The organism is Chryseobacterium ginsengisoli (genome assembly GCF_039542325.1).
Lineage (GTDB): Bacteria > Bacteroidota > Bacteroidia > Flavobacteriales > Weeksellaceae > Chryseobacterium > Chryseobacterium ginsengisoli.
Genome location: NZ_BAABHX010000002.1, coordinates 360,605 through 375,742, shown reverse-complemented (window position 1 = coordinate 375,742; position 15,138 = coordinate 360,605). Strand labels below are relative to the sequence as shown.

Sequence of the window (15,138 nt, the reverse complement as noted above, 5' to 3'; positions counted from 1 at the left end):
AAAATCATGTATTTATTAGGCTACGATATCGGCAGTTCTTCTGTCAAAGTTTGTCTCATTGAAGCTTCCAGCGGAAAAGTGATTGCTTCAGAATTTTCTCCTAAAAAAGAAATGAAAATAACGGCTGTTCATCCGGGTTGGGCAGAACAGAATCCTACAGATTGGTGGACAAACCTGAAGTTAGCCCATGAAGCCGTGATGCATGAATCTGGGATCAATGCAGAAGACATTAAAGGAATCGGAATTACTTGGCAAATGCACGGTTTGATCTTGGTAGATAAAGACCAGAATCTATTAAGACCATCAATTATTTGGTGTGATAGTCGTGCTGTACCTTATGGCGAAAAGGCTTTCAAAGAAATCGGGGAAGAAAAATGTCTGTCACATCTATTGAATTCGCCGGGAAATTTTACAGCTTCAAAATTAGCATGGGTAAAAGAAAATGAGCCTGAAATTTTTGAGAAAATTGATAAAATAATGCTTCCGGGTGATTATATTGCCATGAGACTTTCAGGGCAGATCGGAATGACCATTGAAGGGTTGTCGGAAGGAATTTTCTGGGATTTTAAAAATAATTGTATTTCGGAAGATGTGATTAATTATTACGGAATTCCAAAGAGCTTTTTCCCTGAAATTATCCCTACTTTCGGAATTCAGGCAACCGTTTCTGCAAAAGCTGCACAGGAATTAGATTTAAAAGAAGGAACACCGATCTCTTACAGAGCGGGAGATCAGCCGAATAATGCATTGTCTTTAAATGTTTTCAATCCGGGAGAAATTGCTTCTACGGCAGGAACTTCAGGCGTTGTGTATGGAGTTCTGGACAAATTGGAATACGATAAATTATCAAGAGTAAATACTTTTGCTCACGTAAATTACACTCAGGAATTGACGAGATTAGGAGTTTTACTTTGTATTAACGGAACAGGAATTTTAAATTCTTGGTTAAAGCATAATTTCGCAACTTCATTATCTTCTTATGGAGATATGAATGATTTGGCGTCGCTTTCTCCAATCGGTTCTAAAGGTTTGAGTATAATCCCTTTTGGAAATGGAGCAGAACGTGTTTTGGAAAATAAAGAGACAAATTGCTCAATTCACGGGATTAATTTTAATATTCATTCGAAAGGTGACATTTTGCGCGCAGCGCAGGAAGGAATCGTATTTTCTTATGAATACGGAATGGATATCATGCGAAATATCGGAATGGATATTAATGTAATTCGTGCCGGAAATGCCAATATGTTTTTAAGTTCGATTTTTCGCCAGTCACTTGCAAGTGTAAGCAATTCGGTTATTGAACTTTATGATACAGATGGAGCGGTAGGAGCGGCGAGAGCTGCAGGAATGGGAATCGGGTTTTATGCAGATTCTAAAGAAGCATTTTCATCGCTTGAAAAAATTGCTGTGATAGAACCTGAATACCAAAAACTTGAACAATATTCAGAAGCTTACGCGAGATGGAAAAATTATCTTAAAGGAGTAATTTAAGAATATATAAAAAAAATTGAGGCAACATATTCTCCGTGATTTAAAAAAGAATAGTTGCCTCAATACTAACTGTACGTAAAATTTTTATTCCGATATAATACGGAAATATATGAGCCTCTTTTAGTTAAGAGTAATGATTTTGTTGAAAACGTTTCCACCTTCTTCAACAGTGATGACGTATTTGTCAGCTGTTTTAAGATTCAGGTCGAATGTAAGATCAATTTCGCCATTAACGGCTTTTTTCGTTGCACTGTAATAAACAATGTTTTCTGAAAAATCTGTCACCGTGATATTGGCACTGTTTTTCAATCCGGAAAGATGAAGTTTTACCATATTTCCTGAAATTGTATATTCCGGTTTGTTAATTTCTGAAAAAGGAGTTTTTTCTATTTCCAGCGTATTGTCGGCGTTGATCTTTATTTTAAATTTTTCAATTTTCTGATCAGATTCAGCTACCAGATAATAAGTTCCTGAAGCCAGACCGTCCAGATTGTAAGATTTTATTACAGAATTTTCGGTTCCTAATTTTTCAGAAAACACTTCTCCGTAATTGTCATTATAGATTACTAAAGATATATTTTGTGCATTTAGTACTTCAAAATTTACAGTTTTTGCTGTTGCCGTTCCGAAAGAAAGAGAAAAATCTCTGTCTTTACTCATCAAACTTGCCGAAATTAAAAGGAATCCCGCAAGAAAAGCAGATTTTAATATTTTAGTCATAATGATAAGTTTTTTGTTATCAATAATTTATATTGCAAATGTATGACGGGAAATATTCTTATTATACAATACAATTTTCATATTTATGTGCTATTTTAACCTTTAAGTTAATCTATTAAATATTAATTGTTAATTTTGTATATGAAATAGTTGCTTAAAAATGAAACATTCAAGTCCTGCTTTTGAAGCTGTAAAACCTAATATTGGAAGTAGTTTCACGAGCTTAAAATTTCTTCGGAATGAAAATATCAAATCTCATGTTTGGCATTATCACCCTGAAGTAGAGTTAATTTTTGTCTGTGGCGGTTCCGGAAAAAGGCAGATCGGAAGTAATATTTCCTACTTTTCAGAAGGAGATTTGGTCTTAATGGGAAGCAATCTTCCGCATTGCGGAATGACGAATGAAAATACGAATAATGATTACGAAATGGTTATTCAGTTCAAACCGGATTTTTTAGGTGAAACAATTTGGGAACTTCCTGAAATGCAAAGAATTGCCAGTTTATTGGAAAAAGCAAAAGCAGGAATTGTATTTTCAGAAAATATAAAAAAAACCATCGGAAAAAAAATCGTGGAAATGCACGAATCTTCATCTTTGGAAAGACTTGTCAAATTCATAGAAATTTTGGATTCATTAGCTTCAACATCAGATTACAGAATTTTAAATGCAGGAAAATATTACCTTCAAACTCAGGTTGAAGATAATGAAAGGATTAATTTGATTTTCAATTATGTAAAAGATCATTTTAAGGAACAGATCACATTGGAAGAAATTTCTGATTTGGCGAATATGAAGGTTCCGTCTTTTTGTCGCTATTTCAAAAAAATTACCAATAAGACCTTTACTCAATTTGTCAATGAATATAGAATAACACATTCATTAAAATTGCTTGCAGAACAACCTTTGAGTATTACAGAAGTTTGTTTTGAGTCGGGTTTTAATAATTTTAGTTATTTCAATAAGACTTTTAAGGAATATATTAAGAAAAGCCCGTCGCAATACCGAAAAGAATTTAATTTTTTTATTGAATAAATTGAGTATTGCTTAAACGTTAAATTAATGTCAAAAGAGTTTATTATTTAAAAGATTTAGAAATGAATTTACTAGCTTTATACCTTGAAAAGATTCATTTTCTTACAATATTATTATGGAAGATATCAAATTAATTGTCACTGATATGGACGGAACATTCCTGAATTCTTTACACGAAGTCAGTCCTGAATTTCCGAAAATTTATGAAGAACTGAAGAAGAGAAATATTTTATTCGTTCCTGCGAGTGGAAGACAGATGTTGGGAATCACAAAATATTTCGGAGATATCGAAAACGAAATGGCTTTCATTGCAGAAAATGGAGGTTATGTAATTTATAAAAACGAAGAGCTTTTTGCAGATAAGCTAGATCCGAAATATATCGCAGAAATTATTACTTCAATTCGCACAATTCCAGGCGCAACTGCAGTTTTATCTGGTAAGAAAAAAGCTTATTTTGAAACAGATAATCAGGATTTTATCGATTATATTTCACAGTTTTATACGGATAATGAAAGAAGAGAGGATCTGACTGAAGCTGTTGATGACAGTATTTTTAAAATTGCTGTTTATCACGCAGAAGGTTCAGAAGCTAATCTTCATCCCGTTTTGAAAGAATTTGAAAAGTATGATCTTGAAGTTGTTGTTTCAGGGCAATATTGGCTTGATATTATGAATAAAAATATCAACAAAGGTGTTGCTCTTGAAAAACTACAAAAAGCTTTGAATATCACTCCGCAACAAACTATGGCTTTCGGAGATTATATGAATGATATTCAGATGCTTGAGAATTCAAAATATTCTTATGCAATGCAAAATGCGCATCCTTCAGTAAAGAAAATAGCGAGCTATGAAGCTTGTTCTAATGATAATTTTGGTGTGCTGAAAATTATTAAGGATTATTTAAATATGAATTAAAAATATTCAGTTTAAAAAATACAAACCTTCAGGTCTTTTGATTTGGAGGTTTTTTATTTAAAATTTAATTTAAATAATTGAGTGTAAATTATTATATGAAAACCATTTATAATTATAGTTAAAATATAATTTTCAATTTATTTATAAAAAATTCACTAATATTTGATTTTTTTATTTTAAATTTATCATCGTAAGATTCGTCTTAAACTTGTACCGTTTACCCAAAGTGAATATTAAATTTCACTTGATTGATTTAAGCAAAAAATATGTTGTTTTCTATGTGAAAGAATTGCTTATTAAAAATAAAATATAAAACTAATTATCATTAAAATACGGCGGAACCGAAAAGCCAATAGAGTAGGGTAAACAAAACTAATTAAACCATGAATTTATCAATTCACCCATCAGTAGGTGTTGCCCGTTTAGGGAATAGTACCACTGATATCTGTTTATCTCCGGTTACAATAGGAGGACTTCCTTTTGATGCGGATAACAATGGAAATTCTTTAGGTCCCATCACAGATTTCAAGGATGAAAAAGGTCTTATTAAAAGACAGGGACAACCATTCAGTATTTTTTCAGACACAGGAGAAGAGATTACTCTTGATACTCCAAATGTAGAAACTATCGAATGGACGGTACATTTAGCAAACAAAAAGGCAGCTTGGTATCAATACAGCGAATTGCAAGGGAATTTGTTGTACGGACAAGCAAACAGCTATCAAAATCAGGGAATTGCTTTCAGAAATCCGGACAAAACAACAGAACAGGAAAGACAGACTTTAATTATTGATCCGGGACCGAGAACAATTTCGGGAAGAGCAAGTTCAATTGGCTTTGATAAAAATAATGCTCCTTCTGGATATCCTGTACAGTATCCACCTGAAAATGTTTTATATGGAGTTGCTGTAACTACTTTGGGAAATCTTTTAACGGACAAATCAGGAAGATTGGTTGTTTTAGGAGGTTTCGGAAATGCAGGAGGAAATCTTCCTTTGACGAGTTATGGAGGTTCAAGTACTTGGCATGACGATATTTCGGATGGTGCGGTGTATTGTACGGTTACATTTAACGACGGAACTCCGGCAGTTTCTTTAACGGCTTGGGTTGTAATCGGATCTCCGGATTTTGCTCCTGAAATCGTCAATATTTCAAACTTAAGCGACACGATGTTTGATGTGGCTGTGAGAAATTTCAATCTTGTTCCTGATATGTGTAATGACGGAAGCTATAATTCAAGTTATCAGGCTAATTTCCAAAGAGATATTTTACCAATCATTAATAGAATCAGCAGATATCAATGGGTTTCTAATGTACAGTCGATGTCGGCTTTTACAAGCAATATTTTTGATTTTACAGATAATTCTGAAGCCAATTTGCAGAACAGACAGAATTATTATTCTTACTTCAGACAAAACGATGCTCAACCACCGGTTCCCCCAAATTTACCACAAGAACAGTTATTAAAAGAGAACGGAACAGATATTTTCCCAATGATGCCGTTGAATTCAGGAAGTAATTCTGTGAGCAATACGAATATCATGAAATTCATGGCATTGGATGAAACTCAATTATTCCTGATGGAACAATGGGCAAATGGAAATTTTGTAAGTAATCCTAATTATGAGCAATATCCTGTAAATCCAATGGATACAGGAAGCGTTGGAAACTGCGTTGGTTTGCCGATGTGTCCGGGAATTGAGGTTACATGGAATTTACAAAACCCGATCATCTACGCAGATCCGTACAGAATTTTACAGTATGGAAATGAGCAGCAATATCAATCTCAAGGTTTGACTCCTTCAAGAGACGAATGTGAAGGCGGAGGTTGCGAACCAGGAGATCTTACGAAAAGAATGGCTTGTCCTTGGCAGGCGGATTTCTTCCAGTGTACAATCCAGTTGATCAACTTTACAGATCCTTCTGTAAATAAAGCAGGTTCTCCGGCGGCACCGCTTCCTCCGACGTATTATTCATATTGGTGGCCGCCTCAAAGTCCGTGGGACGTTTTGGTAGGAGAGTTTACAGCTGAAGGTCAGACTGCAACAAACGTTCCTGCAGGTCAACAGATGAACTACGCTCGTGGAATCAACAGCTTTACGCAGATGGTTCAGTACTGGTACGCTTTAGGTTTCATCAGAGATAAAAATTCTCACAGTACAGGATTCCCATTCTTTGTTGAGACAGAAAGAAATAACGAAATATTTACTTATGATAATGTTCCTGTAAGCCAGATCAGTGGAAATCAGGAAGATAATGAAACTTCTATTCCTGTTTTCTATATTGAAGAAAAACCACAGGTTATCACTCAGAGAAGTGCTAAAGGAAGATTATTGGTGGAGCATTTAGAAGAAGTTGGATTCAAAAAGATCGAAGTTGCAGCAGAACGTATGCCATTGCCACGTTCCGGAACTCGAAACAGAAGATAAACGATGCAAAATTTGTTAGAAACTAATGTATTAATTGTCGGTGGAGGTCCTGCAGGGACTTCCGCCGCTTTAAGTTTGCTTAAATATTCAGATTTAAAGGTCACTATTGTAGAAGAAACGAATTTAGAATCTATAAAGATCGGCGAACAGGTTAATTCAAGTATTTTTGATTTGCTTACATACATGGGAATTGAAAAAGATTCATTCGATCAAAATAATTTTATCCAGGGTTACAGCAGTACTGCAGCTTGGGGAAGTGATAGAATGATGATTCGTGATTCTATTTTTAATACAGAAACCGAAAGTTTTCAGTTAAATCGTGAAGAATTTGATTATATGTTGCTGGAAAAAGTTTCAGAAAAAGGAGGAATTATTTTTCCAAGAACAAAATGTTTAAAATTTGATCAGGATGAAAATGATGAATGGATAGTTGAATTAAAGCATGAAACAAAAGGAAATTTTACTATTAAAGCAAAATATTTAATTGATGCAACAGGAAGATTAGGAAGTATTTGCAGAAAAATCGGAGTTGAATCAAAGCGTTACGATGAGCTTACTGCAATCGGGAAATTTTTCTACTTTGATGAATCTCAAACCATTAAACAAGATATCATTATTGAATCTATTGAAGATGGTTGGTGGTATTGCGCATCTCTCCCAAATCATAAAATGACGTTGACATTTTTCTCTGATGCAAATTTTATCAAAGAAAAAAGGCTCGAAAAAACAGAAAACTGGAACGAGTTACTTTTAAAAACAAAACACATTAAACATAAAATTTCAGAAGCTTCTTCCGAAGGAAAACCTTGGGTAAAGAACGCTTTTTCGCAGGTTTCAGACATCAGTTCAAAGAAAAATTTCTTGGCTGTTGGTGATGCTGTTGCGTCTTTTGATCCTATTTCTTCGATGGGAATCGGTTTTGCGATAAGTTCTGCGTGTCATGCAGCGAAAGCTATTATTGATGCAGATTTTGGTCACGAAAATACCTTTCGAAGTTATCAGGAAAACATTAATGCTATTTACAGCCAATATCTTCAGACGAAAACTTTTTTTTATCGGAAAGAACAGCGTTGGAATGATTCGGCTTTTTGGCAAAAAAGAATTTAATGCTAAAATATAGAATTAAATTAGTTAAGGTCCATTAGTTAGGCAGCCTTGAAATCATTGATTTTAAGGCTGTTTTATAAAATTGATCTGGCAAAAAACATAAAATTATTCATTCATATAAACTAAAAAAAATTATCTATGAAAAACTTATTCAAATACATTTTACTTTTTGCAATTCCTTTGCTATCAGTTGCCTGTAAATCTGATGACGAAGTTTTGGATAATAGGATACCTCCTGTTATGACTTTATTTTATCAGAATGCTGATGAACTTGCGAAAACCTACGATCCAAGCGGAAAAGTAAGCGAGTCGTTGAGAAATCAGGCATTTAATTTATACAAGCAAGGAAAATGGAGTGAGTTGGAAACTTTATTCAAAAATAATAATCTTAACGGAGGATGGCCTCCTGCAAATGGCGGTTACAATATTATTGATAATGTTTCATTTACAGCCGGGCAAAAATATGACAGATATAGTGGGGCGATCGGTAGTTTCAGCGGAACCGGAACTCCTACTTTGGGAGGAAGTTTCACAAGCCCGATCATTGATGGATATACTTATACTTTCAGTCAAAGAGCTTTAAATAATCCTGAAACATCGTATGATTTTTACTATGAGATAGACGTTTTGAATAATTTATTGCCTTTCAAAGGGCAGATTGCAGATGTTATTCCGTGGTTCAATCAAGTTGGAGGAGGAACGCAAATGATGTGGAAAATCCCAATCGATCCTATGACGGGTTATCAAAAAACATGGAACAAACTAGCGCAGGAAGGTTATATAAAAGTGACAATTATAAAAAGTCCCAGCGGAAAATATAATAACTTAGCGGGAACAGTTATTCAGTAATAATATTTACATGTATTCGATCTCAAAAAAAATTACCATTGGCAAACAAGTTTCTATTGCAAAGAATTCTTTTATTAATAATGAAATTTATCCTTTTGTAGAAATAGGATTTTCGTGTTGCAATTGCGGTCATGAGAATTCAGTTATTATAAAACCTTATGAATCTGGATTTCCTATTTTTCAGATTTATGATGAAGATAAAGTTTTGTCTAAAAATGAATTGCTAGAGAGTAAACTTGTTTCTGAGACAAACTATAATGCAAATTATTTGGGAGAATTGACAGTCAATAATTTAGCAACGTTATATTTTGGAACAGATTGCTCTTCTTGTCATTTAAAATACATTGGTGTATTTAGTTTTGGAGAGAAACAACCGGGATTGGAAATTCTTACAGTTTCAGGAATTTGGAATTATAAGGAGATTGAATAATATTTAAAAACTTTATTTTAAGATATAAAAACAAAACCACAACCGTAAAGTTGTGGTTTTTGAATTGAAAATATATTATTAAGATTCGGTGTGTATTAATCCGTAGCTCATCGAAACTGGTTCTTTACCGAACAGAGATGAGAAAATATTTTGAAATTCATGAATATATTTACATTTAATAGAATTTCCGTAGATTTTTAATCCTTCTACGATTTTTCTCGAATTTAAGTCGAAATCATATTTTATAAATGATTCCGGTCTTTCATATCTTATTTGTTGTTCAGAACTGTAAGTTCTTGAAAATCCAAACTTTTCTAGCCATTCTTCAGTAATTTGAATCGGCTTTATAGATTTTGCCGGAACAGAAAAACTGTGAATGTCATTTTCAATTTTTACAAAATAATCTTTTTCATCATGTTGGAATATCTCAGTAATATTATAAATCTGATTTTTATATTCCACTAAATTTTTAATTTTTAGATCTGCAACGTTCATAATATTTTGTGTGTTAAGGTTATTAATGTAAGTGATTTTTGGGTTAACATAATATTTGCAAATACTGTGCCTTATGTTTTGAATAATATTTAAACTAATGTTAATTATACTGTAAAAATTTGCTCCAATTGCTTAATAATCCGTTAAAACAGCTGATTTACAGAATTTAAACAAAATTTATAAAAGTTAAATTTGTGGTACTTGTGTGGTATGTTGAATATCTGTTTTTACTTTTACTAATCAATTTTAAGTGATTTATTATTGATTGTTAGACCAAATGAAATCAACATTGCAATGGCAAGAACTAAAATAAAGGTATTCCAGGAAGTAGCATGAAGTAAATAACCTGTTCCGCTCCCTAAAAAGCTTGATCCAAAATAATAAAAAAGCCAATAAATAGAAGTTGCCGAAGATTTTCCTTCTTTAGCATGAAGCGCAGTCATCTGACTCGCCATTGTATGCGCAGCGAAAAAGCAAAGAGTAAACAATCCAAGTCCGAAAATTACAATATAAATGTTTTCAGAAACCAAAAATAAAAGTCCGATCAACATTAAGAAAATAGAACCTTTCAGAATATATTTTTTCTCAAATCTCACCGATAAACGACTCGTAATCATCGTTCCGAAAACGCCAAAAGTATACATTAAAAAGATAAAAGCAATAAAAAAATGACTTAATGAAAATGGAGCGGATTCTAATCTGAAAGTCAGATAATTGTAAACACTTACAAAAGTTCCCATTAAAAGAGAAGCAATAAAATAGAGACGAACCATATAAGAATCTGTCAGTAATCTTTTCATTTGCTTCATTTTCAGATGGTAATCTGTTTTTTGTGGATTAAAGAACTTAGAATTAGGAAAAAGCTTCCAAAATATTAACCCTAATAGTAAACTTTCGATTCCGATAATTAAAACGGCATTTCGCCATCCAAATTCTCCAGCTAAGATTGTTGCTAAAATTCTTCCGCTCATTCCACCAATCGTATTTCCGCTGAGATACATACTGATTGCTAAAGCGACAACAGAAAGCTGAACTTCCTCGGTAAGATAAGCCAAAGCAACCGATGAAACGCCCGAAATTACAAAACCTTTTAAAACTCCGATTGCTATAAGTAAAGTCAGACTAGGAATCCAGGCTGAAATAATTGTTAATAATGCAGACGAAATCAATGAAAATATCATCAATTTTTTTCTTGAAAAACTATCTGCTCTAAAGGCGAAGAAAAACAGTCCTAAAGCCATTCCGATCGTTGCTGAGGAAACCAATAATGAACTGTCTCCAACCGTAGTTTTAAAATGTTCTGCAACCATCGGAAGCAAAGGCTGGAAAAGGTAAAGCTGCGCAAATACAGAAAGCCCTGAAAAGAAAATACAAAGTTTGATATATTTGAAACGTTTACTTTTTCTTTCTGCCTTTTCTGTTGTATTCATGATGATTTCCGAAATTCTCAGAGAAATTATACTGAGTTTTTATTTGTTGCAAATTTCCTGAAATTTTTTAAATCTGTAAAATGCTTTATTTCGATGATACTTATCTCTGAAACCGATTGGGAATTTTTAATTTAAAGTTTTATCCTTTTTAAATATTGAAAAATTATTTTCCTTTTATATGTATCTTTAGATTTCAAAATAAAATCATTACACAATGATAGAAAACTTCCCATTCTACCTCTCTCTCATTATCGCTATTGTTTTGCTGATCATGTTGGCTAACAAAATCAGGGTTGCATATCCTGTTTTATTGGTTGTTGCAGGATTATTGATTAGTTTTATTCCAAATATTCCGATGATCAGGATAGATCCGGAGCTGATTTTTATTATTTTTCTTCCTCCTTTATTATACGAAGCAGCTTGGGCAATTTCCTGGAAAGAACTATGGAAGTGGCGACGAATCATAGGAAGTTTTGCATTTGTTGTGGTATTTCTTACGGCAACGACGGTAGCTTTTTTTGCAAATCATTTTATTCCTGGATTTTCTTTGGCTTTAGGATTTTTATTAGGAGGAATTGTTTCTCCACCCGATGCGGTAAGTGCGGGAGCAATTTTGAAGTTTGTAAAGGTTCCGAAAAGAATGTCTTCAATTCTGGAAGGCGAAAGTCTTCTAAATGATGCTTCCTCGTTAATTATTTTCCGTTTTGCGATGATTGCTGTTGCAACGGGACAGTTTATCTGGCATGATGCGGCTTTAAGTTTTTCCTGGATGCTTATTGGTGGAATCGGAATTGGTTTATTGATCGGCTGGCTTTTCATGAAAGGACAGAAAATTCTTCCTACCGATGCGAATATGGATACGATTCTTACGATTGTTGCACCTTATTTAATGTATATTGCCGCAGAAGAAGTTCACAGTTCGGGAGTTTTGGCTGTGGTAAGCGGAGGCTTACTCTTATCAAATAACAGGCATAATTTTTTAAGTACATCTTCACGACTTCGAGGTATCAATGTTTGGGAAAGTTTAGCTTTTGTCCTGAATGGCTTGGTTTTTATTTTAATTGGTCTGGATCTTCCTGAAATCACATCAGGATTAGAAGGAGTGAGTGTTTCCGCTGCAATTGGTTATGGTTTACTGATTACTGTGGTTTTGGTCGTTGTGAGGCTTTTGTCTGCTTATGGAGCAGTGATTATTACTTTAATTGCAAGAAATTTTATTACAGTAGCAGATACCAGAAATCCGGGTTACAAAATTCCTTTGCTTTTGGGTTGGACGGGGATGAGGGGAGTGGTTTCCTTGGCTGCTGCATTGTCTATTCCAGTAAAATTATACGAAGGCGGTCCTGATTTTCCACAGAGAAATTTGGTTTTATTTATCACTTTTATTGTGATTTTGATGACCTTGCTTGTTCAGGGTTTAACATTGCCTTATTTAATTAAAAAAGTAAATATGCCATCGTTTAACGATCATCTTCCAGATGATGAAGCCGAAAACATGATTCGTTATGAAATGGCAAAATTAACGTTGGAACATTTATCGAAAAATTACGGTGAATTGTTGGAAAAAAGTTCATTTTTACAACAGATTCATGAAAAATGGAAAGGAAAAATAACAGAAGAATCTGATGTAATTCTTTCCTCCGAGACCAAAATGGCATATCTCGACATCCTGAATGCACAAAGAGCGTGGCTTATACAGCAAAATCATGATGAAAAACAGCATTTCGATGAAGATCTTATCAGGAAGCATCTTATGAAAATTGATCTGGAGGAAGAAAGAATTTTATTGGTTCATTAAAAAAGTTAAAACCCTCTGCAGATATTCATCTTCTTTCACAACCTTATTGTATGATTGTCTCGCATAAACAGGCGAAAGCTCATAATTTTCAGGCTTTGAATTGATGTCTACATTTTCAATATAATTCAGATGACGGGTGTATTCTTTAATGAGTTTATTGATGGTTTTTCTTTTTATTTTACATATCGTGTTATTCTTTATTTTTTGTAAAGAATTAAGAATGAATGATTTGTCCCCGTGAAAATTAATAACATTTTTCGTAAACGAAAGGTTGTGGTTATCCTGTAAAACAGAATGTTCATCTTCAAAAATCATGATCGTAAAGGTTTTTTAATGGATTAAGAAAGGTTTTCAAAACACTTATATTATGATAATTTCAGATCAATTGACGGGAATCGAAAAGGACTTTCTCAAAACCTTGATCAGGCTGTCCTTCGGAGTAGTAAAGTGAGTTGACATATTATTTATTTTAAGTGATTGTGTGTAAAAACAAGATTCAGATATTTCTGTTTCATTTAATTTTTCTAATTCAAATATCTAACCAAAAATTGTATTTTTTTTAAATGTATTGAAAATTTGTAATAAAAAGCATTAAAAATGTAATATTTCATTCAAAACATGGTTTATTATTGCTGATTTTGTGGTATCTGTTCGTTATTATTCATTAAATAATATTTAAAATGAACTAACATTCGTAAGATTAAATTTATTTTAATCAGATCTAAATTTATAAATTGGCTTCAGTCAGCACACTTTAAAAAAACGCCTACAAAAAGAAAGTTTTTAAATATAAAAAAAACCTCCCTGATCAGAGGAGGTATAAAAATTGACTGTATATTGAGTTTTAATTCAATCTATTTATGGTTTTCAAGCCATTGCAGACGGCGTTCATCGGGTAAATGTTTTACTTTGAAATTTTCAAAAGTTGCATTGAAGCCTTTTCCATCGGGACAAGCCGCCATTAATCCAACCATTACCGGAGAATTATCCTGAAGATTGGCATTTCTCATCATCACATAATTATTATCGTCGAAAGAGTAGAAGATTTCAACTGCATCCAGTCTTCTTACGGCTTTAATCCAAACCGCGGAAGGAATTTTATCCAAAGTAATGACGCTCCAATCACTGGTTTTATGGGTAACAACTGTGCTTAAGTTATATTTTCCGTCAACAAATTCAATTCCGGCTTTGATGTAGTTTTCTTTATCAATTCTCAGCATTAGTCCCATTTGGTCAAACCTGGCTTTGTAATTTCCTGTGATTTTTACTTTTGCTTCAAATTCTCCTCCGTAAGTTGTGTATAAAAAAGGAGCATCGTCAACAGTAAATCCGTAATGCGAAATTCGCCAGTAATCACTTTGTGGTGTTACAAACATTGATAAACTGTTGTTTTTGATTTCCCACTTTTCCGGCTCATTGAACCATGTCATTTTCTCTAATGTCTGCGCAAAATTCTTGTTGATAATGAATAAAGCGCAAAAACTTAAAAATATTCTCTTCATTCTATTTTAATGAATACAATTGGTATAAATTATTATTACATTAGCAAAAGTAAAACTAATGAAGATTTTCATCAATACTTATAAATAACCATTTTATGGAAATCGTAGAAACGCTGAATAAAACGCTGCTTTTAAAGAATCGAGGACAAAATAAAACTTGCCTGATGGATATTGAAATGTATAAAAATATTGCATTTTCTTACTCTCAGACAGAAAATTCTGTAGCAGTGTTGAGTGATATGCAGTTCAATAAAAGTTATGTTTACTCATCAAAGACCGCTTTAGAGCTGGGTTTGGATTTCAAAGAAAACCCAATGATGATTAATTCTATTTGGGAAGAAGAAATTCTGAAAAAAATTCACCCTGATGATAAACTGAAAAAATATGTTCACGAACTACGTTTTTTCAAATTATTGGAAGTAATGGAGTTGGAAGAACGTTCAGAATTCAATGTTTTGTCGAGAATGAAAATGAAGGATAAAGATGGGATCTTTAGATTTGTTCAGCATCGGATGTTTTATTTTTATTCGCCTTATAATTTGAAATTACGGTTTGCGCTTTGTCTGTACAATTTTGCTGTAGATCAGTCACAGGTTTTATTTTCAGAATTTTTGATCATCAATTCTATAAAAGGAGAGGTTGTGGCAGATGATAAACTTAATTATAAGAATGTTCTTTCTCAAAGAGAATTGGAGATTTTGAAATTTGTTGGCGAAGGTTTTACTAGTAAAGAGATTGCGGATTTTCTGTCAATAAGCATCAACACAGTAAGTAGGCACCGCCAGAATATATTGGAAAAATTGAAAGTGAAAAATTCTATCAAAGCTTTTAATGATAGTTTTTCTAAATAGATTATTGTCTCAAAATAATTAATTAATCGTTTAATTATTAACAGTTTAACTCTAAAATTGATTTTGTTTTTTTGCTTGCAATAATTT

General features: G+C 33.0%; 14 protein-coding genes. 9 read left to right on the top strand and 5 right to left on the bottom strand.

Annotation, left to right across the window (positions count from 1 at the left end):
* Positions 1-6 precede the first annotated feature (6 nt).
* A complete protein-coding gene (locus tag ABD940_RS06805) occupies positions 7-1,491 on the top strand; it encodes a xylulokinase (protein WP_345201403.1) in 1,485 nt (494 codons plus the stop codon).
* 120 nt (positions 1,492-1,611) lie between these two features.
* On the opposite strand, the gene ABD940_RS06800 is transcribed toward ABD940_RS06805, so the two are convergent.
* Positions 1,612-2,211 (bottom strand): hypothetical protein, encoded by a 600-nt coding sequence (locus tag ABD940_RS06800; protein WP_345201401.1) that lies wholly within the window; start codon positions 2,209-2,211, stop codon positions 1,612-1,614.
* A 160-nt stretch (positions 2,212-2,371) separates the two neighbouring features.
* Here ABD940_RS06800 and ABD940_RS06795 point away from each other — a divergent pair, with 160 nt between their 5' ends.
* The 6 genes from ABD940_RS06795 to ABD940_RS06770 all read left to right on the top strand — a co-directional run bounded on the left by ABD940_RS06795 (position 2,372) and on the right by ABD940_RS06770 (position 8,975).
* On the top strand, positions 2,372-3,244 hold the full coding sequence (locus tag ABD940_RS06795) for an AraC family transcriptional regulator (protein WP_345201399.1): 873 nt from the start codon (positions 2,372-2,374) through the stop codon (positions 3,242-3,244).
* Between the two features lie 115 nt (positions 3,245-3,359).
* On the top strand, positions 3,360-4,160 hold the full coding sequence (locus ABD940_RS06790; protein ID WP_345201396.1) for a Cof-type HAD-IIB family hydrolase: 801 nt from the start codon (positions 3,360-3,362) through the stop codon (positions 4,158-4,160).
* 383 nt (positions 4,161-4,543) lie between these two features.
* Positions 4,544-6,589: a CTQ-dependent lysine 6-oxidase LodA gene (lodA, locus tag ABD940_RS06785; RefSeq protein ID WP_345201394.1), complete on the top strand. Its 2,046-nt coding sequence runs from the start codon at positions 4,544-4,546 to the stop codon at positions 6,587-6,589.
* Between the two features lie 3 nt (positions 6,590-6,592).
* On the top strand, positions 6,593-7,696 hold the full coding sequence (gene lodB / locus ABD940_RS06780) for a lysine-epsilon-oxidase maturase LodB (protein WP_345201392.1): 1,104 nt from the start codon (positions 6,593-6,595) through the stop codon (positions 7,694-7,696).
* A 138-nt stretch (positions 7,697-7,834) separates the two neighbouring features.
* Complete coding sequence (locus tag ABD940_RS06775; RefSeq protein WP_345201390.1) at positions 7,835-8,545, top strand: hypothetical protein; 711 nt, start codon at positions 7,835-7,837, stop codon at positions 8,543-8,545.
* Positions 8,546-8,555: 10 nt separating this feature from the next.
* A complete protein-coding gene (locus ABD940_RS06770) occupies positions 8,556-8,975 on the top strand; it encodes a hypothetical protein (protein ID WP_345201388.1) in 420 nt (139 codons plus the stop codon).
* A 78-nt stretch (positions 8,976-9,053) separates the two neighbouring features.
* Here the strand turns inward: ABD940_RS06770 and ABD940_RS06765 are convergent, their stop codons facing one another.
* Complete coding sequence (locus ABD940_RS06765) at positions 9,054-9,470, bottom strand: hypothetical protein (RefSeq protein ID WP_345201386.1); 417 nt, start codon at positions 9,468-9,470, stop codon at positions 9,054-9,056.
* Positions 9,471-9,706: 236 nt separating this feature from the next.
* Entirely contained in the window at positions 9,707-10,900 is a 1,194-nt protein-coding gene (locus ABD940_RS06760) for an MFS transporter (RefSeq protein WP_345201384.1), read from the bottom strand.
* Positions 10,901-11,114: 214 nt separating this feature from the next.
* On the opposite strand from ABD940_RS06760, the gene ABD940_RS06755 reads away from it, so the two are divergent.
* Entirely contained in the window at positions 11,115-12,698 is a 1,584-nt protein-coding gene (locus ABD940_RS06755; protein WP_345201381.1) for a Na+/H+ antiporter, read from the top strand.
* Here ABD940_RS06755 and ABD940_RS06750 read toward each other — a convergent pair.
* Entirely contained in the window at positions 12,684-13,013 is a 330-nt protein-coding gene (locus ABD940_RS06750) for a hypothetical protein (protein WP_345201378.1), read from the bottom strand. The genes ABD940_RS06755 and ABD940_RS06750 overlap by 15 nt on opposite strands.
* 539 nt (positions 13,014-13,552) lie before the next feature.
* On the bottom strand, positions 13,553-14,200 hold the full coding sequence (locus tag ABD940_RS06745) for a DUF1349 domain-containing protein (protein ID WP_345201375.1): 648 nt from the start codon (positions 14,198-14,200) through the stop codon (positions 13,553-13,555).
* A gap of 95 nt (positions 14,201-14,295) precedes the next feature.
* On the opposite strand from ABD940_RS06745, the gene ABD940_RS06740 reads away from it, so the two are divergent.
* Positions 14,296-15,051 (top strand): response regulator transcription factor, encoded by a 756-nt coding sequence (locus tag ABD940_RS06740; RefSeq protein ID WP_345201373.1) that lies wholly within the window; start codon positions 14,296-14,298, stop codon positions 15,049-15,051.
* The last annotated feature ends 87 nt before the right edge of the window (positions 15,052-15,138 follow it).